Source organism: Microcystis viridis FACHB-1342 (genome assembly GCF_014698335.1).
GTDB lineage: Bacteria > Cyanobacteriota > Cyanobacteriia > Cyanobacteriales > Microcystaceae > Microcystis > Microcystis ichthyoblabe_A.
Map to the genome: position 1 here is coordinate 71,855 of NZ_JACJSV010000008.1, position 19,138 is coordinate 90,992.

Below are 19,138 nucleotides of genomic sequence, written 5' to 3' on the forward strand. Positions count from 1 at the left end.
GTAACTTCCGTTTGCTGATATTACCTGATTTTAAGACAAAAATCGTCAAAAACCGCCATAACGTTCCTCCAACCAGGGATCACCTCGTCGATGGTAGCCATTAAGTTCCCAGAAACCCAATTGCTCTCGATCGAGAAATTCTAGGCCATTAATCCATTTAGAACTTTTCCAAGCGTAGAGATGGGGGACAACTAAGCGCAGCGGACCACCGTGGTCGGGGGTTAAAGGTTGACCAAACAGTTGAAAAGCGAAAAAATTATCCTCGTGCAGGAATTCCTCTAGGGTCAGGTTAGTGGTATAACCACCATAACAGTGTTGCATGACGTGGGTAGCTTCCGGCAACAGGTCAATTAAGGTGATAAAATCCGATACCTTAATTCCCGTCCAAGTCACATCTAATTTTGACCAACGGGTGACACAGTGAAAATCCTTAGTAAATTCCCACTGCGGTAGGGCCATAAAATCCGACCAGTTAAAAATTTTAGTCGTGGCCACCTTTCCCCAAACCTTGAATAACCATTCCTCGGTCTTGATTTGGGGAGTATCTCCGTAGGTAAGCACAGGAAAACCACTAGCGAGATATTGGCCCGGAGGAACTCGGTCTTGATCGGTAGATTCTGGTTTTTTAAAGAATTTGCCTAACATTAGTTGAGACTCACAACGAAAACCCTAAACAAATCTTAAAATATTAGGGAGCGAAAAGGTTTTCTCTACCTCACTCCCCACCATCAAGTTATTCCTCGTCTCCCCCTTCTTCTTCCTCTTTAGTGGGATAGACAAAGCTGTTAGAACGACCAGAAAGAACAGATTTACCCAAAGATAAGGCTTTTTGCGCTTCCCGAGCCGCTTGCTTTCTCCAGTGCGCTCTCCGTTGGTCGCGCTTGGCATTTGAGGTTTTCTTCTTGGGACAAGCCATAGTATTTTAACGATAGTTATAGACTCACAACCTTTCTATTCTACTCCCTATTTCCCTAATCGGCTCGCCAACTTGTCTGATTCCCTTGCTCACTACTGCCCAAAATATTGATAAAACTTAATAATTATCATTGGCCTACCTATTTATGTTTAAAATCCTATATAGCTATGTAGTCAAGTAATTTCCATCATGGTCACTACCGTCGAACCTCCCTCCCAGAAAAAAGCTGTTCTGCGCGAAACTATCCTCACCCCGCGTTTCTATACCACCGATTTTGAGGCTGCCGCTAATTTTGACCTTTCTTTGCAAGAAACCGAAATCAAAGCGATGTTAGAGGAGATGCGGACCGATTACAACCGGCATCACTTTGAACGTCAGCAAGAATTTGAGAACTATCAAGATAATCTCGATGAAAAAACGAGAAATGCTTTTATAGATTACCTAGAACGCTCCTGTATCTCCGAATTTTCTGGCTTTTTGTTATTTAAGGAACTGTCACGACAACTAAAAAGCCGTAATCCCTTGTTAGGGGATATATTTCATCTTATGGCTAGAGATGAGGCGCGTCATGCAGGATTTCTCAATAAAGCCATGGCTGACTTTAATATTTCCCTCGATCTAGCCAAAATTACTAAAACCCGCACCTACACCTTTTTCCCCCTTGAATGGGTTTTATATACGGTCTATCTCTCCGAAAAAATCGGTTATTGGCGTTATATCCTCATTTATCGTCATTTAGAAGAACATCCAGAGTATAAATTTAATCCTCTTTTTAATTACTTCGAGAGTTGGTGTCAGGACGAAAATCGCCACGGAGATATCTTTAAAACCTTACTGCGAGCTAAACCACAATTGTGGAATAATTGGCGATCGAGATTATGGAGTCGTTTTTTCCTGCTTTCCGTCTTTGCTACCCATAGTTTAACTGTACGCGAACGCTCAGACTTTTATGATGCTTTGGGAATGGATGCGATCGCTTTTGATCAAGAGGTAATTCGCCAGACTAATAATACCTCCGCTCGCGCTTTTCCCACCATTTTAAATGTGGACCATCCCCAATTTTTCCCACGTTTAAACCGTTGTGCTGAACGTAATTTACAATTAAAAGCGATCGATGAAAGTAGCGCTCCTCAATGGCTAAAAACAATGCGTAAGTTACCCTTACAGCTAGGTATCGTCGGAGATCTGTTGCGACTGTATCTAATTAAACCCATAGATGCAGAGGCCACCAGAGAAATGGTACTTTAATTAGTTATCAGTTATCAGTTATCAGTTCACAGCAAAAAACTCCCCAATTTCCAATTCATAATTCATAATTCCCACACCCTACACCCCACACCCCACACCCACGAAAAACTGGTGGTGATTCGGTAGTAGTGATGGCGGCTTAATCCTTTGCTTTGCTGTGCATTGTAGTCATGGATAAAATACCAAAGGGTTCCCCAAGGTGATTCTCCATTTTTTTAGAGAAAGATAGACTCTCTCTCACCAGCCGAGAAATCCTTTGTCTAAAGGTATTATTTAATCTTTCAATATGATTAGTTTGACCAGTTTCTTTTCCGACTGGTCGATGACGTTTACTAGGAATTACTGTCTTATAGGACTCCCAAAAGTCTGTGTAAGCAACAGCACATTGTCGGTAAATATCGGGTAGGCTTGCCCAAAGTTTTTTGGCTGATTGACGACTCCTATCTCCGCGCATAGCAACCAATAATTTCCCTTGTTTTTCTATCAATTAACCGCCAAATATACACCTTGATTGTTTTAGAAAAAACAAAAGACCACATCTCATCACATTCTATAACTAATTTACCTTTTAGTTTGTCTGAAACCTTTATTTGACGGGGTACAGCCGCCAGTTTATTGTTGACATAATTTTGTAACCATGACCAACTTACCCCTGTTACTCTGGCAATTCCTCGCCAGGAAATTCGTTCGAGCAAGAGTTTATCAATTAATTGTTTGGTTTCGTCAGAGACGGTTTTATTAGTGGGATTGATCACAAACTGACGACCACATTCTTTACATTGACGTTTGGGTTTTCCATTATGAATAGAACCATTCTTAATCCTATGGTGAGAACCACAATTAGAACAGGGGAATAGAGGTGAACTAGGGGGGGATTTTGTTCGGTGCTAGACTGATATTTGAGTAAGCCAGACAGAAGCCAGAAAAAGATATTTATCAGAAAAGTCATGATCAAGCTAGAGGTTTAAAGACTGATCGGGTTCCAATTATTTTTATTCATAAATATTTTACACAATTCATACCAGGTAAGCAACAGAGCTACGCCACTACTACCGAATCATTACCTTCTCGAGAAAAAAAACTGGAGCGAGCGCTTTTCGCCACCCCAGTGCTGTCACGGAATTCAATTCTGTATCTAAATTAACACATTATTGGCAGCAAGCATGATTAAGGAAATTGGAAATTTTTCCGAAAGGGGTTTTCAAAGGCTGTAACCTTGACTGACAGGGGATTTCGAGCCTGATAAGGCCAAAGTTTTTGGAGTCTATCCTCGAAAATTAAACTTCGGCACTGAGATGTTCCCCCAGATGAACGGTTTTCACCCATTTTAAACGTTTAGGACGCAAAGCCATCCGGAGGCTGACACTGGGAATAATAATAAACCAGTGCATCATATAAATCATGCCGCGAAGGGTTTGAGCAAGGATGTCTAAACCGAGAGCGAAAGTGAATTTTCTACCCGTATTGACTCGGATTAATCCTGTCACCATCCCCCAGAGAGAAAGGGAAAGAGCCAAACCAGTTAAAGGAGTTAAAATCGGAGCTTGATGCTGGGTAATAGTGATTAAAAGATCGGGAATAGCGGCCGCAGGTAAGATATATTGAACGAGCAAAAAAGCAATTAAATCAAACTTTTTTGGCCAAGGCATGGGAGACTTTAAAATCGCTTTCCAATAGTCGAGATAACGCTGAAAACCACCTTCGGCCCAACGATTGCGCTGATGCCATAAAGCGATCGCAGTTGTCACCCCTTCTTCTGCTACTGCGGGAAAATTTAAGACATTAATTTTCCAATTATCGATATGGAGACGAATAGTTAAATCAAGATCGTCGGTGATCGTTTGTTCATTCCAACCCCCGCAACGATTTAAGGCACTACGACGGACAAATTGACCATTTCCGCGCAATTCTCCGATCCCTCCCACTGCGATCCGTTGCTGTTGGAAACAGCTATCAAAGATCATTTCTACCGCTTGTCCTTTTGTCCAGAAGTTTTCGGCGGCATTGGCGATCGCTTTTCGCACCTGTACCGCACCCACTTCTCGATCGTCGAACATTGGGACCACATGACGCAGTAAATCCGAGGATAATCCCGCATCCGCATCGAATACGCCGATAATTTCCCCGTTAGTCAGGGATAAAACCTGATTCAAGGCGCCGGATTTGCCACCTCCAGCATTAGCAGGACGATGGAGAATTTTTAATTGGGGATATTCTAAAGCAAGGCGATCGAGAATTGCACCGGTGTTATCGGTGCTATAGTCATCGACGATCCAAACTTCTAACTTATCTTGGGGATAGTCTAGATGACAGAGATAATTAACCAGTTTCGTGATTACGGTTTCTTCATTTTTGGCCGCTACTAAGAGGGACACCCTGGGGACAGAGGTTAAATCCTTATCCAGTAAGGGAATTGGCGGCGTTTCTGGTTTCGTGAACAGCAGCCGCAAAGCTTGCCCCGATAGTACCATAGTTAGGGCGATAATTGCCCAATAACCCCAACTCAGCCAATGAAGTCCGATAATTATTGTCCAGATCGCCATGAGGCTAAAAGCCGCTTTCTGTCTGCGTCCCGATCGGCCTTGAAAAATTTCGCTCCTAAATTCGTCCTCCTCATCTTCGGGATCGGACCAGTCAGATAGGAGGGAACCAATCGGGTCTAATTCTTCGTTATCATCCTCTCGCGACCAATAATTTTCTGCCATAATCGACTCAGGTTAAGTAACTGTTCAAATAGAAGCTTATTTCTTGCTTTATCTTACCGAAAATTGTTAAAATTTTTAACGGAATCTTAAGTTTTTTTCGGGAAAGAAACCCCAGTTTTTCAGGCTATTGGTTCCTTTTACCCGATAAATGCGCTTTTTTGGGCTAAGATTACTTTGTTTACATTCGTTGAGAAAATTTAACATTTATCCCCTATGTCAAACCTGCTCCTCTGTGTCGGACTGATTTGTGGCTCAATTATTTGGGTGGAGATCGTGCGTGATTGCTATCATGCTCTGGCCCACCATTGGCAGCCCCTTTATCGTCTGCACGTCTGGCATCATCGGGTTTTTCGTCCCGATCTGTCGGTAATGAGCGAGGAAATTTATCGTCGGGCCCACTGGTACAATGATGTACCGGAGGCCTTGGTTATGTTGGCTGCCAGTGTTTTACCGGTACTACTGGCCTACTCTTGGGGTTTCGATCGCCCTTGGTTGGGTTGGGTTGGCTCCCTTTATACTTTGACTTTTCTCAGTACGGCGATCGGTCGAGGTTTAGGGATCGCCAATCTGGAGGAATTAACCGATTTAACCCATCGTCCGGGGCAATTTGAGAGTTTCCCCGCTCAATGGCGCGTTAATCGTACTTACCACTGGCGACACCATTTTGATAACCAAAAGGCTTATTATTGTGGAACTTTCACCTTTATGGATAAATTGATGGGGACGGCACTTTCTCTCAAGGGTAAAACGATCGCCATTACCGGAGCGAATGGAACTTTAGGGCGATCGCTGTTAAAGTACCTACAACTGAAGGGAGCCAAGGTAATCGCGCTCACTTCTGGGGAGAATGCGATCGCTATTGAAATTAACGGCGAATCAGTACCTGTAAAAACCGTACAATGGCAAATCGGTGAAGAAACGCAACTTGAGGACCTATTTAAGTCTGTAGATATACTGATTTTAAATCATGGCGTTAATGTCCACGGCCAAAGAACCCCAGAAGCGATCGAATTAGCCTACCAAGTGAACACTTTTTCCGTCTGGCGTTTAATGGAATTATTCTTCAAAACTGTCCGCACTAACGAGCAAATTGCCCGCAAGGAAGTCTGGGTGAATACCTCGGAAGCAGAGGTTAATCCTGCCTTTAGTCCCCTCTACGAACTCAGTAAACGAGCGATCGGTGATATGATTACCCTGCGTCGTTTAGATGCCCCCTGTGTGGTAAGAAAGCTAATTCTTGGCCCTTTTAAGAGTAATTTAAATCCTGTGGGTATTATGTCCGCCGATTGGGTGGCTAAACAGATTATCAAGGCGGTACAAAGGGATAGCCGCAATATTATTATTACTATTAATCCCTTGACTTTTATCACCTTCCCAATTAAAGAATTCTCTGTTTCTACCTACTTAAAACTATTTACTCGTTCCCCAAAAAAACAGAAAAATCCCTAACTATTTATCCTTAATCGGGGATCAGGACTATTTTTCCGCGCACTCTTTCCGATTCACTATAATTATGAGCTTCTACCACCTGGGAAAAAGTATAGGTGCGATCGATTCTAACAGTTAATTTACCCGATTCGATCGCTTCTTTGAGAAATTGCCAGTCGGACGCTTGTGCTTGAGCAAAAAATATCAGTTTCCCTTTTTGGGGCAACCAAGCACCGAGATAATTTAGGAAGATAATTCCGGGATTTGGGAGGGTGGTTATATAGGTGCCTTGGGGTTTTAAAAGCTGACGACAGTGCCAAAAAGAAGACTTAGCCACAGCATCGAAGATTATATCATATTTCTGCTCGGTTTTTCTCCAATCTTCTTGAGTATAATCGATAACTTTATCTGCTCCTAAAGAGGTGACATAATCGATATTTTTACTACTACAAACTCCATCCACTTGCGCGGAGAAAATTTTTCCTATCTGCACAGCAAAACTACCCACTCCTCCCGATGCACCATTAACTAAAATCCGATTTCCTGCTTGAATATTGCCAAAATCTCGCAAGACTTGCAAAGCGGTAGAAGCAGCTAAAGGAGTGGCGGCAGCTTCAATAAAACTCTGATTATGCGGTTTTTTAACTAAGAGGGAAGCGGGAATAATTGCATATTCAGCATAGGTTTTACCGGGCAATTGATTGAGAAAACCAAAAACCTCATCTCCGATCTGAAATTGTTCCACCTGACTACCTTTTTCAACGATAATTCCACTATAATCAAAACCTAATTGCAGGGGAAATTTATTACCTGTGGCTATTTTGAGCATCCCCCGACGAATCTTCCAATCAATCGGATTAATTCCCGCTGCCATAATCTTAATTAAGACTTCTTTCCCTTGGGGAATTGGCTTTTCTATGTCTGTGTATTGGAGAACATTACTATCGCCATAGCGATTAATGATAATAGCTTTCATAATTAAGAAAAAAGTTGGTAAAATAGTAAAGGAGCAAAAGTAATGATCAAGAGAACAAAAATCCAAACTCGTCCCGCTAAAAGATTATAATCTTGCCCTAATCTTGACCAAGAGTGACCGGCGATAAAATGGCCGAACAGAAATTCAAAACCCACTGTTAATAGTAACCAAATTAAACCGATGGTAATTGCTTGACCGGACGATTCTAGACCCCAAAAATAGACAAGAGTGCCAATATAAAGACTAAAAAAGAGGATTCCTGTCAGGGTAGAAATTTGATGAGCGCGTAGTTCATCGAGATATTTTCCGTAGGTGCTTTCCCTGAGAATACCGTTACTAATTCCTATTACGATCATCGGGAGCCATAGAATAATGTAGCGACTAATCATAAGTTGTTGGTTTAGAACTCGCTCTAATTGGATTATATACCGCAGCTGCTCTGGGCAAATCTCTCAAGGCAAGAGAAAAAGACAAAAATTGCATTTATCCCATTAATTGACCATTTTTCTAGTTACGGTGTTTCTCATAAAGATGAAGCATAAACTGATCGGGTATCGTCTCGGAGTCTCACCAAAACGAAAACCTCATACCTCACCATTAAGATAACTGCTATAAGTAAGGACAGGGGTGACAGTAGGGTAAATTGTTAAATTTTTTGCTAATTCAGCTAAATCATCCGAAAAATGTCACACTAGAGGTAGAGGAGCGTCAACTATCAATCATCAGCTTTCAGCAATTTTTGGCTATTTCCCCGGGGTATTGCTGGCAGCCGATGGGAAAAAAGATTAACTTCAACCCTGACGTTATCTGCTATCGAGGAGGCTAATTCTATGGATAATACGGAAACAATCTCAGTCGATCGGGATACCAACAAACTCTATAATAAAATTCTCGTGGCTGTGGATTATCAAGATCCCACTCCAGAGGTTTTGAATACGGCTATTCTCTTAGCGAAAACCTACGCTAGTGAGTTGCGAATTGTTTATAGTATGTCTCAACCTTTGACTCCCTACACGGAAACTTTTATTTATGGTAATCTGATCGGTTATGGTGGCGGTTATCCCCCCGATATGATCGCCTTAGAACAACAAATCACCGAAGAAATGCAAGCGGAATTACAAGCTTGGTTAAACGGTTTAGTTGATCGAGCTAAGGAAGATAATATCACGGCCAAGGCTGATTATTATATCGGTGATCCGGGGCAGAAAATTTGTCAAGTTGCCCAGCAGGAGGGGATAGATTTAATTATTGTTGGTCGTCACGGTCGATCGGGTTTATCTGAGTTAATCTTAGGTAGTGTCAGTAATTATGTGGTACATCATGCTCCCTGTTCAGTTTTGGTAGTACAAATTACTCATTAATTAGAAAGGGTTGAAATCCATTTTTTGCTGTCCATTGAATCGCTCCATCTCTCCCGGTCCAGTAAGTCTTAATCCGGGCCTTTCTCAGTTGATTTTTGGCATTGCGGGAGAGATTGTTAGTGACAGCGATCGCTGTTTGTGGTCGAATTGACTCTAGCCATTGTTTATCTAGATTGCTTCCCTGCCATAATAACACTAGGGGGCTGAATTCTTGGGATAAATTAACGGGAATTTTCGGGTTGACAATCCATAGCCAAGATTGATTTTTTACCTGAAATTTAAATAAATTTTTCTCGAGCAATTGTCCAGTAATTTCACCAAGATTAAATTTTTCTAACTGGGATAAATTAATAGTTTTTTTGATCGGTATGCTCTGACTGATAGTTGAGAATTGCGCCGAATTATTGACGGTTATTGCTCTTTGTATTTGATTAATTCCCTCCTGTCGCAAAAAAGGCAAAACTGTATAACGTGCTGTTGCGGGTTCCTCCCCATTAATTAAGAGAGTATTTCCTCGATTTTGAATAATGATTACCGGTTGCGATTTGGTGGCTAAAACTGTCACCTGAGTTAAAGTTAAATGTTGATAAATAATCGGTATTAAAATTAAAGTGAGGATAAATAAACCAACTAAATGCCACCGTTGACGAAACCAGAGATTGCAGCAGATTAAGGTAAGGCAAATATAAATAATTAACATCACTCCTAAAGATAATTTACCCGTGGAGTAGGTACTAAAAGGAAGCAGACTAAAAAAGTTGGTAATTTGCAGTAATAACTTGAGAGGGTAATAGAGAATACTAGCGCCGATACTGCCCAAAGGGGGATAAATTAAGCCTAAAAAAGCAGTAAAAACTCCTCCTAAACTAATTAGGGTAATTAGGGGAGTTGTGATAATATTAATGGGGATATTATAAAGAGCGATCGAGTTAAACGTAAACATTAATAAAGGCATAGTCCAGAGAGTGGCAGCTAGACTAATAGCTATAGGTTCAGCGATTAAATTAGGGAAATAGTCAATTTTATTTTTCAGTAAAGGAACGGTAATAATTAATCCCAAAGTCGCTAAAAAGCTTAACTGAAATCCTAAATCCCAAATCCAGAGAGGCTGCCATAATAATAGAATTGTAGCCGCTAGTAATAGGGAGCCTAAACTATTAACTTGTCGATTATAAAGCAGACCGATTAATGCCCCAATTCCCATCAAAATCGCCCGCATAACTGAAGGTTGTAACCCTGTTAAGGTGCCGTAAATTATTAAGATAGTAACGGCAATAATAAACTGTTTTTTGGGGGATAAATTGCGAGTAATAGTTAAAACAAATCCCAACAAAATAGCCACATGAAAGCCAGAAGCTGCTAAAATGTGAGCTAATCCAGTTTTAATAAATAAATCTGTGATTTTTGCTGGCAAATTAACCGCTTGTCGTCCGAGGGTAATGGAACTTAATAAAGTCCCTTTTTCTTGGCCTAGTCCTTGAATTTGTGCCTCAACAATGCGCTGACGAATCTGCCAAACTCCCCAAGTCGGTGATTTTTTATCAATAATTATTTCCCCTTTTAAACCAGCAAAAGCACCCTGACGCGCTAGATAATTAGCAAAGTCAAAAGCACTGGGATTATTGGCACGACGGGGACGATAAAGTAATCCTTTAACTGTTATTTCTTGTCCGGGATAAACCTGATTTTCTGCTAGATTTGGTAGAGTAACGTAGAGTTTACCCTCGGATTTTTTTGTGGGTAAATTCTTGAGGCTAAATTCTTTTACTTCTAACCAAAATTGTAAATTTTCTCGGCGATTGAGACGGATTTCTGATATAATACTCCCCGTGATTTTAATAGAGTTAACTACATTATTTTTTAAAAGATGACTGATATCGTTTGCGCTGGGGTAAGGAGTGCGAATTTCTAGATAAACAACGGCAAATATAGCTATTAATCCCGCTATCAGCCAAATTTTTTTCGGGGGACTTTGCCACCAAAAACGACGGATAAAAATTGTGGTTAACGTGGTAATTAGACTAAGAATAACAATTCTAATTATCACTTCTTGCCATCGGTTTAACTGGGGACTAAAATCTACCAGACCTGTAGATAATAATCCCAGAATATAGGCTAAACCAAGAATAACACTATTAGGGCGATTCATAGAAATTTTTGTCAAAGAATTTCAGAATTAGCGAGCATTATTTTTACCTAATATCAGCGAAAATCGAGATTAAAAAGTAACTTAGCATAAACACGATGGGGATCGTTAAATGTAGGTAACTTTAATAATTCCTGCTGAAAATTTTGCCATTCCTGCGTCAAAGGATGATTATTTTTAGTGAGAGGAGGAAGATAGGTTTGCAAGAAATTAGAGAAAAGTTCTTCTTGCCAACTTTGCGATCGAGGATATTCTTGAAGACTCCAATCATCCCCTAATTTAGCTGTTTTGGCCGCATATTGTACTGCCACTTCTAGACCACCAATTTGATCAACTAAACCAATTTTAACCGCATCTTTTCCCGTCCAGACACGACCTTGGGCCACAGTTCTAACCTTGTCTGGGGATAATTTTCGCCCCTGGGCCACCGTCTCGATAAATAAATCATAGAACCGATTAACTGCCGCTTGATAAATTTCTAATTCTTGGGGATTTTTCGGTCTGGTAATAGTAGATATATCGGCTAATTCTCCAGTTTTCACTGTATCCCAATCGATGCCATTATTATTAGCAATCTTCTGGATATTTAACAATAATCCAAACACACCGATGGAACCAGTAATTGTATCATTATCGGCAAAAATTCTTTGACCCCCCATGGCGATCCAATAACCCCCAGAAGCTGCCACATCACCCATAGAAATAATTACCGGTTTTTTCGCATCTAAACGCTTAATTTCCCGCAGAATCACCTCAGAAGCGGTGGCACTTCCCCCCGGACTATTAATCCGCAAAACTACCGCTTTCACCTCCTCCTTCCCCTGTAATTTTCGCAGTTCCTTCGCCAATTTATCCCCACCGATTTGGCCTCTATCTCCCTGACCTTCTACGATTGTCCCTTCTGCATAAACTATCGCTATTTGATTGCTACTATTTTCCTCCTCATCGAGAGAACTGGCATAATTAGCTAAAGAAATTTGCGAAAAAGAGCCAGAATTTTCCTCCTCATTAGTTTTATTTTTTGCTTCTCCTGTCAACTCTTTAGCCAAAACAATTACTCGATCTAAATAGGCCACTTCATCAACAAAACCCGCCTTTTTCGCTGTGGTTGCTTCCAGAATACCTTGAGTATCAGAAATAGTTTGCACCTGTTGGGGGGTTAAATTGCGACTTTTGGCCACTGTGGAACTATAATTAGACCAAATTGTATCGAGTAGGGTTTGCAGCTGCTGACGATTCTGGACACTTAAATCCTGACGCGTATAGGGTTCCACTGCACCTTTAAAAGAACCCACTTTTACCACTTGCACCCCCACACCATACTTTTCTAGTGCATCGGCAAAAAAGGTTTGTTGACTACTTAAACCATTAATTTCCATTCTCCCCACGGGATTAATAATCACCGTTTCAGCAACGGAAGCGAGATAATATTCCTTTTCCGTCCATTCCATATCGTAGGCGATAATTTTTTTACCCGATTGGCGAAATTTTGCCAAAGCTTGCCGCACTTCCGTCAGGGTAGCATAGCCATATTCACCGATATTGTCGCGACCATAGAGTAACAGACCGACAATGTTATCATCAAGGGCGGCCTTTTCGATCGCCGCTATCACCTGTCGCAAATTTAAAGTGGTCGTACTCTCACCGGTCAAACTATCGGCTAAACTGGAACTAGGAGGAGCATCGCTGATATTGGTGGCCAAGTTAAAAACTAAGACCGATTTTTCCTTAACTGAGGAGCTATCGCTAGAAATAAGCAAGGAAAGCAGTAAAAATGCTAATCCTCCCACACCTAAGACCGAAAATGCCAATAATCCCAGTAAAGTTCCCAAGCAACTAGCGAAAGTTTGTTTAAAAAACTGGCCCATCGGTTTTCATCTGCTACTAATTATCCTGTTTCCTATTGTAGGGATTCCCCGCCCAGAAACAAGTTTTTTATTTGCGAACAAATGTACTGAAAGCCTTGGAGATAGTGACTGGAGTTGTGAAGTGTCAAGGGATCGGCTAAGATTGTGATAGATAATTTCCAGTAAAAGAGATGAATCAATTAAATTAAAGATAGATTCTGTCTTTGATCCCCCCTTCCCCCCTTGATAAGGGTGGTGTCTGGCAATTTTTAACACCCACCTACTTAAAAGAGATGAATCAATTAAAACCTAAACTCGTCAATTATCCGGATTGGGATCGAAAAGAACAAATTAAACGAAATCGTTCGGCCTTGGCTATCTTAGAACAAAGACGACAAAAACGGTCACAAATAACCGATGAGCAAGACCAAGAAATTTCCCAGTGTTTGCTCAATTTTCAGACTGCGATTGATAATGCTCGTCCTTTGGGTTCAAAGCTTTATAGCCAAGGATGATTGTCTTTATCGATTCGGGGGTTTTGGGTTTACTAACTCATCCTAAAAAAGCGTGTAAACCAGCTGACTGCGAAGACTGGCTTTATTCACTTTTCTCCAAGGGCGTTTATGTAGTTAGTTCCGATATCTGTGATTATGAAGTCAGAAGAAGCCTATTATTAGAATCGGTCAAAAAAAATTCCTTTAATAGCCTAGATAATCTTAATGAATTACGCAATGTCATTGATTTTTTAAATTTAGATACCGATGTGATGTTAGAATCGTCACAAATTTGGGTAGAAACTCGAAAGATTGGCAAACAAACGGCTGATAATTACAAGATTGACGTAGATATTATTATTTTTGCTCATTGGCAGTTATTAAAAAAACAATATCCGAGTCGTTATCTAGTCATCGCTACCACTAATGTCAAACATTTTCAGGGATTCGCAGAAGCTTTAAATTGGCAGGATATTAACCTATAACAGCTTTGATCTCGATCATTTTTTCACTTTAATTATTTAATCTTATGCAGTTTATTGATCGCGCCGAAATAGAAGTAGAAGGGGGTAAGGGAGGTGATGGAATTGTCGCTTTCCGTCGGGAAAAATACGTCCCCGCTGGCGGTCCGGCCGGAGGTAATGGGGGAAAAGGTGGTTCGGTGATTTTCGTGGCGACTCAGAACCTGCAAACCCTGCTAGATTTCCAGTATAGTCGCTATTTTAAGGCCGATGACGGTAAACGGGGCGGCCCGAACAACTGCACCGGGGCCAACGGTAGCGATCGCATTATTAAAGTTCCCTGTGGTACAGTGGTTTATGATCTCGATAGCGAGGAAATTATCGGCGATTTGGTCACTCCCGAACAGACTTTAATCGTGGCTGCCGGGGGAAAAGGGGGATTAGGCAACCGACACTTTTTAAGTAATAATAATCGCGCACCCGAATACGCTTTACCCGGTTTAGACGGAGAAAAACGCCATTTACGCCTAGAATTGAAGTTATTAGCGGAAGTGGGCATTATCGGGCTGCCCAATGCGGGAAAATCCACCCTAATCTCGGCCGTTTCCTCTGCTCGTCCCAAAATCGCCGATTATCCCTTTACGACTCTCATTCCTAACTTGGGAGTGGTACGCAAACCCACGGGAGATGGGACGGTATTCGCCGATATTCCTGGATTAATCGAGGGAGCGCACCTAGGAATCGGCTTAGGACACGAATTTTTGCGCCACATCGAACGTACACGCCTGTTAATTCATCTTGTTTCCTTGACAGCAGAAGACCCGATCGCCGATTATCAAATTATCGAAGGAGAATTGGCCGCCTATGGTCGAGGCTTAGAAAAGCGATCGCAAATACTGGTTTTCAACAAAATTGATGCTGTGGACGAGGAAACGATAGATAACTATCAAAAGCAGTTTGCTAAAATAACTAATGCCGAGATTTTGACTATTTCCGCCGTAACAGGAGCCGGATTAACCACTTTACTCGCCAAAGTTTGGCAGCAATTAGAGCAACTGGAGAGGGTCGAGGATGAAACCCCTTCCCTGTTTTCCTAAAATCGCTCGTTAGTTGTTGAGCTGCCGGGGTGCAGGTGGTCGGCGATTGCTCGGCCTTCTTTCCGTACCTTCAAAGTTACCATTAGAACGACGGGTGCGGCGCTGTTCGCCTTCATTTTCGGCCGCATAGACTTCTAGATAAAGAGAGCGACCCGCATTTGCGGCCGCCATCTCTAGGGTAGTTCTAATCGCCTGTAAATTGCGTCCTCCCCGGCCGTAAACTTTGCCTTTATCGGCATCATCGAAGGCTACACGCACCCAAAGACGTTCATTTTCCTTACAGCGCTCGATATCCAATCTCAGACTGGCCGGATCTTCCAAAAACGGCTCGATCATAAATTTCACCAGTTCGAGATAATTGGGGGTACTAGGCATTGATTTTCTCGAAAATTTTCTGTTTGGTGAGAATGCTGCGCACGGTGTCCGTCGGTTGCGCTCCTTGTTGTAAGCGTCGGATGATTCCTTCTTCATCGAGACGCACTTCATCGGTGCGGGGATTGTAAAATCCTAATTCCTCTAGGGGACGACCATCGCGACGACTGGTGCTAACGGCCGCAACGATACGATAACTGGCTTCGCGTTTTTTACCAAAGCGTTTTAGACGTAATTTGATCATGGTTACTCAAAAATTCTTCTTTCCGATTCTAACTCATCCCGGCGGTATTTCCACAAGTGGCGATCGAGGGAACGGTCGGCAGCCATTCGATATTATTGAAAATAACGCCGAAAACGAGGGTCTAAATGGTCTTTTTTGCGGCGATTACAGGATAAACAAAGGGTTTGCAGGTTACTAATATCGTTACTGCCACCTAAAGCTAAGGGAATTATATGATCTATGGAAAGTTGGGCTAATTTTTCGGGTTTACCGCAACTCTGACATTGATAATTATCCCTTTGATAAACATATTTTCTCACTTCGATCGGAATCGGTATTCTCGGAGTTTTTGCCATGATAATTACAGCAGGCGACAGGATAGAGGTGATTGCTTTAATTTATTTTCCTTATTACCTAATTAGGTTTTCAGGAATTGAAGTTAGTTTTTTCTGAATTTTCTCGCAACATTTGCCGAATTTCCTCTAGGGGTGATTCTGGTTCCAGTGGGCTATTTTCGGGAATAAATTCTAGAGTAATTTTTATTTGACGAGTTTCATTGAAATGCTCAAATCCCTGTTTCTGTAATTCCCGCAGAAATTCGTCATCATAATCTGGATGTCCAGGTGTTTTATTAGGCAGTTTTTCTAAAACATTAGAAAAAGTACATTCTCCATAAGTTTTAACTTTTCCTGTTCTCCAGTCTTTCTCCCCCCGTATTAATAATTTACAATGCTTCCCTTCACTCGGATAATGAACCCATTCAATTTTATTAATTTGACCAAATAGAGACGACCTATCTCCCGTTAGTCTTCCAAAGGAAGTATATTTGCCGATATAGTTTAAAAAATCTGCTTGGATTTTTTCCCTAAATTTTCTCACTAAAATAACTTCTTCATCTTCAAACATCAATACACTATCATCATCTTCGATAATAATTTTCTGAGAGTTGTTAAAAGTATCAAAATTCATTCTTTTGCTCCTTAATTATTCCCTATCCAATCATAATAACATACAAATTTTCTCTAGGGGTGATTCTGGTTCCAGTGGGCTATTTTCAGGAATAAATTCTAGTATAATTTTAATTTGACGAGTTTCGTTTAAATACTCAAATTCCTGATTTTGTAATTCCCGCAGAAATTCGCCATCATAATCTGGACGTTCAGGTGTTTTTTTAGGCAGTTTTTCTAAAACACTAGAAAAAGTACATTCTCCATAAATTTTAACTTTTCCTGTTCTCCATTCTTTCTCCCCCCGTATTAATAATTTACAATCCTTCCCTTCACTCGGATAATGAACCCATTCAATTTTATTAATTTGACCAAATAGAGAAGACCTATCTTGCATATCTGTTCGTAGTCTTTCAAAGGAAGTATATTTGCCGATATAGTTCAACAAATCTGCTTGGATTTTTTCCCTAAATTTTCTCACTAAAATAACTTCTTGATTTTTTTTGAGATTTTCCTGTGATCTTAATCACTGAGAATTAAAATATTAATCTAGCTAAAGTAATAAGTGTGTTAGCGAAAACTAACACACCTAAAATTAAGATTAGATTTTTTACCCTTTTCTAACCGTAAACTTTCCCATAATACTCTTGATATTCTTTGGATAACAAAGGTTGCCACCAATCCCGATGATCGAGATACCATTGAATGGTTTTTCTTAATCCCCCCTCTACCGTTTCTTCGGGTTGCCAACCTAATTCGGTGCGAATTTTAGTGGCATCAATAGCATACCGGCGATCATGTCCGGGGCGATCCCTGACAAAAGTAATTAAATTCTGAGCAGGTTTCACGGGTAAATCGGGAGCTAATTCATCCATTAAATCACATAACATCCTGACTAAATCGATATTTTTTACCTCATTATTTCCGCCAATATTATAGGTTTCTCCCGCTTTTCCTTTGTGAATAACTGTATCTAAAGCTTGACAATGATCCCGCACATATAACCAATCTCGAACATTTTGACCATCACCATAAACAGGTAAAGGTTTACCCAAAAGAATATTAATACACATCAAAGGAATTAACTTTTCGGGAAAATGATAAGAACCATAATTATTAGAGCAATTAGTAATAATTGTCGGCATTCCGTAGGTATGAAAATAAGCTCTCGCTAGATGATCACTCCCCGCTTTTGAGGCAGAATAGGGACTATTAGGAGCATAGGGAGTAGTTTCGGTAAAAGCCGGATCATCTAATCCTAAACTGCCATAAACCTCATCGGTGGAAACGTGCAGAAAACGATAGTTATCGGGTTGGTGATTACTTAACCAATGTTGCCGAAAACTTTCTAATAGAGTAAAAGTTCCCACCACATTAGTTTGCACAAAAGCTCCAGGACCAAGAATCGATCGATCCACATGGGATTCGGCGGCAAAATGGGCAACTGTATCGATATTTTCACTGGCAAATAACTCATCAACTAAAGCTCGATCGCAGATATCCCCTTGCAGAAAACGGAGATTCTTTCTATCTTTCAGTGTCGCTAAATTATGCAAATTGCCCGCATAGGTAAGAGCATCGAGAACAATAACACGATCCTCAGGATAATTCTCGCACCAATGATGAACAAAATTCGAGCCGATAAATCCTGCTCCACCAGTAATTACTATGCTTCTAGCTTGATTTTCTATCGCCATGGCCACCTCTAGCAAAAGTTCGCTACTTATTTTAGGCTTTTTTGCTTCACACTTCTTCATCAAAAGTGATCTTATCGGAGTGATAATCCGGCGGTTCAACGTGAATTAAAATTCTCACAGGGCTAAATTGTTGGCTTAATCTTGCTTCTACCGCTTCCGTGATTGCGTGAGCAGTTTCTACATCTTGAGCGGAGACAATTAGGTGCATTTCCATAAATACCTGTCTTCCCACCACTCCCCGAGACGCGATCGCATGACAATTAAGCACCCCCGGCACCTCCATGACAATTTGATGAATCACTTCAGGAGCGATCGCCATTTCATCCACTAACAAAGGTAAATTTTCCTTGAGAACTTTCCAACCACTGCTAAACACCAAAAAAGCGACGGGAAAGGACAAAATCACATCTAACCATTGTAATTGGGGAATATTAGCCGTATTACCCACCCAAACCCCAACTAACCCCAATAAAACCGTAATTGTCACCCACACATCACTCATGGTATGACGAGCATCGGCAATCAAAATCGCACTACCGACACGCTGCCCCACGGATCTCTCATAGTAGGTGACAAAAATATTCACCCCTAAAACGATAATTAATAGCCATAATTCAGGACCGGCAATCTCGACAGGTTTTCCGCCTTTAATAATACGCATGATCGCCCCCTGCAAGATTTCAAAACAGGCAATTCCCAAAAAGGCAGCGATCGCTAAAGCTCCGATCGCTTCGTATTTCAGATGTCCGTAGGGATGATCTCGATCGGGATAGGGAGAGGAAAACCGCATCGCTACCAATCCCAAGACATTATTAGCACTATCGGTGACACTATGGAGAGCATCCGCTTGCAAACTCAAAGAACTAATTCTCAAACCCACCCCCGCTTTGATCCCCATAACCAAAATGTTCAGCAGCAGGGTGATCCAAAGAACCTTTTGGACAGTAGCCCGATTATCTTTTAAAACAGCCACAGGATTATCAGTTATCAGTGATCAGTGTTAATTTTCCCACTCTTATCTCCGTTTTTTTTCCTTTTTACTTTTGGCTCTTCTAGATTACTGGACAGTGGGAAGTTCTTGCCGGGGGGGGAAATCTGACTATCCCCAGGATGTTCAGGCCCACATTCCGCACCCTAAGTGTCACAACGTCTCAAAAGAGGAAGGGGCGTGAGTCAAAATACTTATCTAGAGGAGTGAGTTGGCGGCAAGCTGCCGGCAA

At 41.2% G+C, this 19,138-nt stretch carries 20 protein-coding genes and 1 pseudogene; 6 read left to right on the forward strand and 15 right to left on the reverse strand.

Annotation, left to right across the window (positions count from 1 at the left end):
• Positions 1-45: 45 nt before the first annotated feature.
• A complete protein-coding gene (locus tag H6G40_RS04800) occupies positions 46-645 on the reverse strand; it encodes a sulfite oxidase-like oxidoreductase (protein ID WP_123229989.1) in 600 nt (199 codons plus the stop codon).
• A gap of 88 nt (positions 646-733) precedes the next feature.
• Positions 734-916 (reverse strand): 50S ribosomal protein L32, encoded by a 183-nt coding sequence (gene rpmF / locus H6G40_RS04805; protein WP_002737202.1) that lies wholly within the window; start codon positions 914-916, stop codon positions 734-736.
• 189 nt (positions 917-1,105) lie between these two features.
• Between rpmF and acsF the strand changes: the two genes are divergently transcribed.
• Positions 1,106-2,164, forward strand: coding sequence for a magnesium-protoporphyrin IX monomethyl ester (oxidative) cyclase (gene acsF / locus H6G40_RS04810; RefSeq protein WP_123229990.1), 1,059 nt, complete (start codon positions 1,106-1,108; stop codon positions 2,162-2,164).
• Positions 2,165-2,322: 158 nt separating this feature from the next.
• Here the strand turns inward: acsF and H6G40_RS04815 are convergent.
• Positions 2,323-2,985, reverse strand: a pseudogene (locus tag H6G40_RS04815) (IS1 family transposase); the annotation flags it as partial.
• Positions 2,986-3,441: 456 nt separating this feature from the next.
• The gene (locus H6G40_RS04820; protein ID WP_002753959.1) at positions 3,442-4,869 is read right to left on the reverse strand and encodes a glycosyltransferase family 2 protein; all 1,428 of its coding nucleotides are present in this window, start codon (positions 4,867-4,869) and stop codon (positions 3,442-3,444) included.
• A 213-nt stretch (positions 4,870-5,082) separates the two neighbouring features.
• On the opposite strand from H6G40_RS04820, the gene H6G40_RS04825 reads away from it, so the two are divergent.
• Complete coding sequence (locus H6G40_RS04825) at positions 5,083-6,318, forward strand: bifunctional sterol desaturase/short chain dehydrogenase (protein WP_069473858.1); 1,236 nt, start codon at positions 5,083-5,085, stop codon at positions 6,316-6,318.
• Positions 6,319-6,328: 10 nt separating this feature from the next.
• Here H6G40_RS04825 and H6G40_RS04830 read toward each other — a convergent pair whose 3' ends face one another.
• Together H6G40_RS04830 and H6G40_RS04835 are read right to left on the reverse strand one after the other, a co-directional pair.
• Entirely contained in the window at positions 6,329-7,273 is a 945-nt protein-coding gene (locus H6G40_RS04830) for an NAD(P)-dependent alcohol dehydrogenase (RefSeq protein ID WP_190537345.1), read from the reverse strand.
• A 2-nt stretch (positions 7,274-7,275) separates the two neighbouring features.
• Positions 7,276-7,662: a hypothetical protein gene (locus H6G40_RS04835; protein ID WP_002737520.1), complete on the reverse strand. Its 387-nt coding sequence runs from the start codon at positions 7,660-7,662 to the stop codon at positions 7,276-7,278.
• Between the two features lie 441 nt (positions 7,663-8,103).
• Here H6G40_RS04835 and H6G40_RS04840 point away from each other — a divergent pair, with 441 nt between their 5' ends.
• The gene (locus tag H6G40_RS04840) at positions 8,104-8,634 is read left to right on the forward strand and encodes a universal stress protein (RefSeq protein ID WP_069473855.1); all 531 of its coding nucleotides are present in this window, start codon (positions 8,104-8,106) and stop codon (positions 8,632-8,634) included.
• On the opposite strand, the gene H6G40_RS04845 is transcribed toward H6G40_RS04840, so the two are convergent.
• A complete protein-coding gene (locus H6G40_RS04845; protein ID WP_069473854.1) occupies positions 8,624-10,783 on the reverse strand; it encodes a ComEC/Rec2 family competence protein in 2,160 nt (719 codons plus the stop codon). The genes H6G40_RS04840 and H6G40_RS04845 overlap by 11 nt on opposite strands.
• A 53-nt stretch (positions 10,784-10,836) precedes the next feature.
• Positions 10,837-12,648, reverse strand: a complete 1,812-nt coding sequence (sppA, locus tag H6G40_RS04850; protein ID WP_002737681.1) for a signal peptide peptidase SppA — start codon at positions 12,646-12,648, stop codon at positions 10,837-10,839.
• A 272-nt stretch (positions 12,649-12,920) separates the two neighbouring features.
• On the opposite strand from sppA, the gene H6G40_RS04855 reads away from it, so the two are divergent.
• The 3 genes from H6G40_RS04855 to obgE are packed head-to-tail and all read left to right on the forward strand — an operon-like array spanning position 12,921 to position 14,679.
• A complete protein-coding gene (locus H6G40_RS04855; RefSeq protein WP_150978015.1) occupies positions 12,921-13,142 on the forward strand; it encodes a hypothetical protein in 222 nt (73 codons plus the stop codon).
• Positions 13,139-13,606 (forward strand): type II toxin-antitoxin system VapC family toxin, encoded by a 468-nt coding sequence (locus H6G40_RS04860; protein WP_002736523.1) that lies wholly within the window; start codon positions 13,139-13,141, stop codon positions 13,604-13,606. Before H6G40_RS04855 ends, H6G40_RS04860 begins: the two co-directional genes overlap by 4 nt.
• A gap of 44 nt (positions 13,607-13,650) precedes the next feature.
• The gene (obgE, locus tag H6G40_RS04865; protein ID WP_069473853.1) at positions 13,651-14,679 is read left to right on the forward strand and encodes a GTPase ObgE; all 1,029 of its coding nucleotides are present in this window, start codon (positions 13,651-13,653) and stop codon (positions 14,677-14,679) included.
• Positions 14,680-14,688: 9 nt separating this feature from the next.
• Here the strand turns inward: obgE and H6G40_RS04870 are convergent, their stop codons facing one another.
• The 7 genes from H6G40_RS04870 to cdf31 all read right to left on the reverse strand — a co-directional run bounded on the left by H6G40_RS04870 (position 14,689) and on the right by cdf31 (position 18,891).
• Entirely contained in the window at positions 14,689-15,054 is a 366-nt protein-coding gene (locus H6G40_RS04870; RefSeq protein WP_002736767.1) for a KH domain-containing protein, read from the reverse strand.
• Positions 15,047-15,295: a 30S ribosomal protein S16 gene (gene rpsP / locus H6G40_RS04875; RefSeq protein ID WP_002736858.1), complete on the reverse strand. Its 249-nt coding sequence runs from the start codon at positions 15,293-15,295 to the stop codon at positions 15,047-15,049. The genes H6G40_RS04870 and rpsP overlap by 8 nt, the downstream gene beginning before the upstream one ends.
• A gap of 92 nt (positions 15,296-15,387) precedes the next feature.
• Entirely contained in the window at positions 15,388-15,630 is a 243-nt protein-coding gene (locus H6G40_RS04880) for an HNH endonuclease (protein ID WP_002746947.1), read from the reverse strand.
• 70 nt (positions 15,631-15,700) lie between these two features.
• Positions 15,701-16,243: a KGK domain-containing protein gene (locus H6G40_RS04885; protein WP_002746948.1), complete on the reverse strand. Its 543-nt coding sequence runs from the start codon at positions 16,241-16,243 to the stop codon at positions 15,701-15,703.
• A gap of 30 nt (positions 16,244-16,273) precedes the next feature.
• Complete coding sequence (locus H6G40_RS04890; RefSeq protein WP_242028708.1) at positions 16,274-16,618, reverse strand: hypothetical protein; 345 nt, start codon at positions 16,616-16,618, stop codon at positions 16,274-16,276.
• Between the two features lie 223 nt (positions 16,619-16,841).
• On the reverse strand, positions 16,842-17,918 hold the full coding sequence (gene rfbB / locus H6G40_RS04895) for a dTDP-glucose 4,6-dehydratase (RefSeq protein WP_069473889.1): 1,077 nt from the start codon (positions 17,916-17,918) through the stop codon (positions 16,842-16,844).
• A 46-nt stretch (positions 17,919-17,964) separates the two neighbouring features.
• Positions 17,965-18,891 (reverse strand): CDF family zinc efflux transporter Cdf31, encoded by a 927-nt coding sequence (cdf31, locus tag H6G40_RS04900; protein WP_069473851.1) that lies wholly within the window; start codon positions 18,889-18,891, stop codon positions 17,965-17,967.
• Positions 18,892-19,138: the final 247 nt, after the last annotated feature.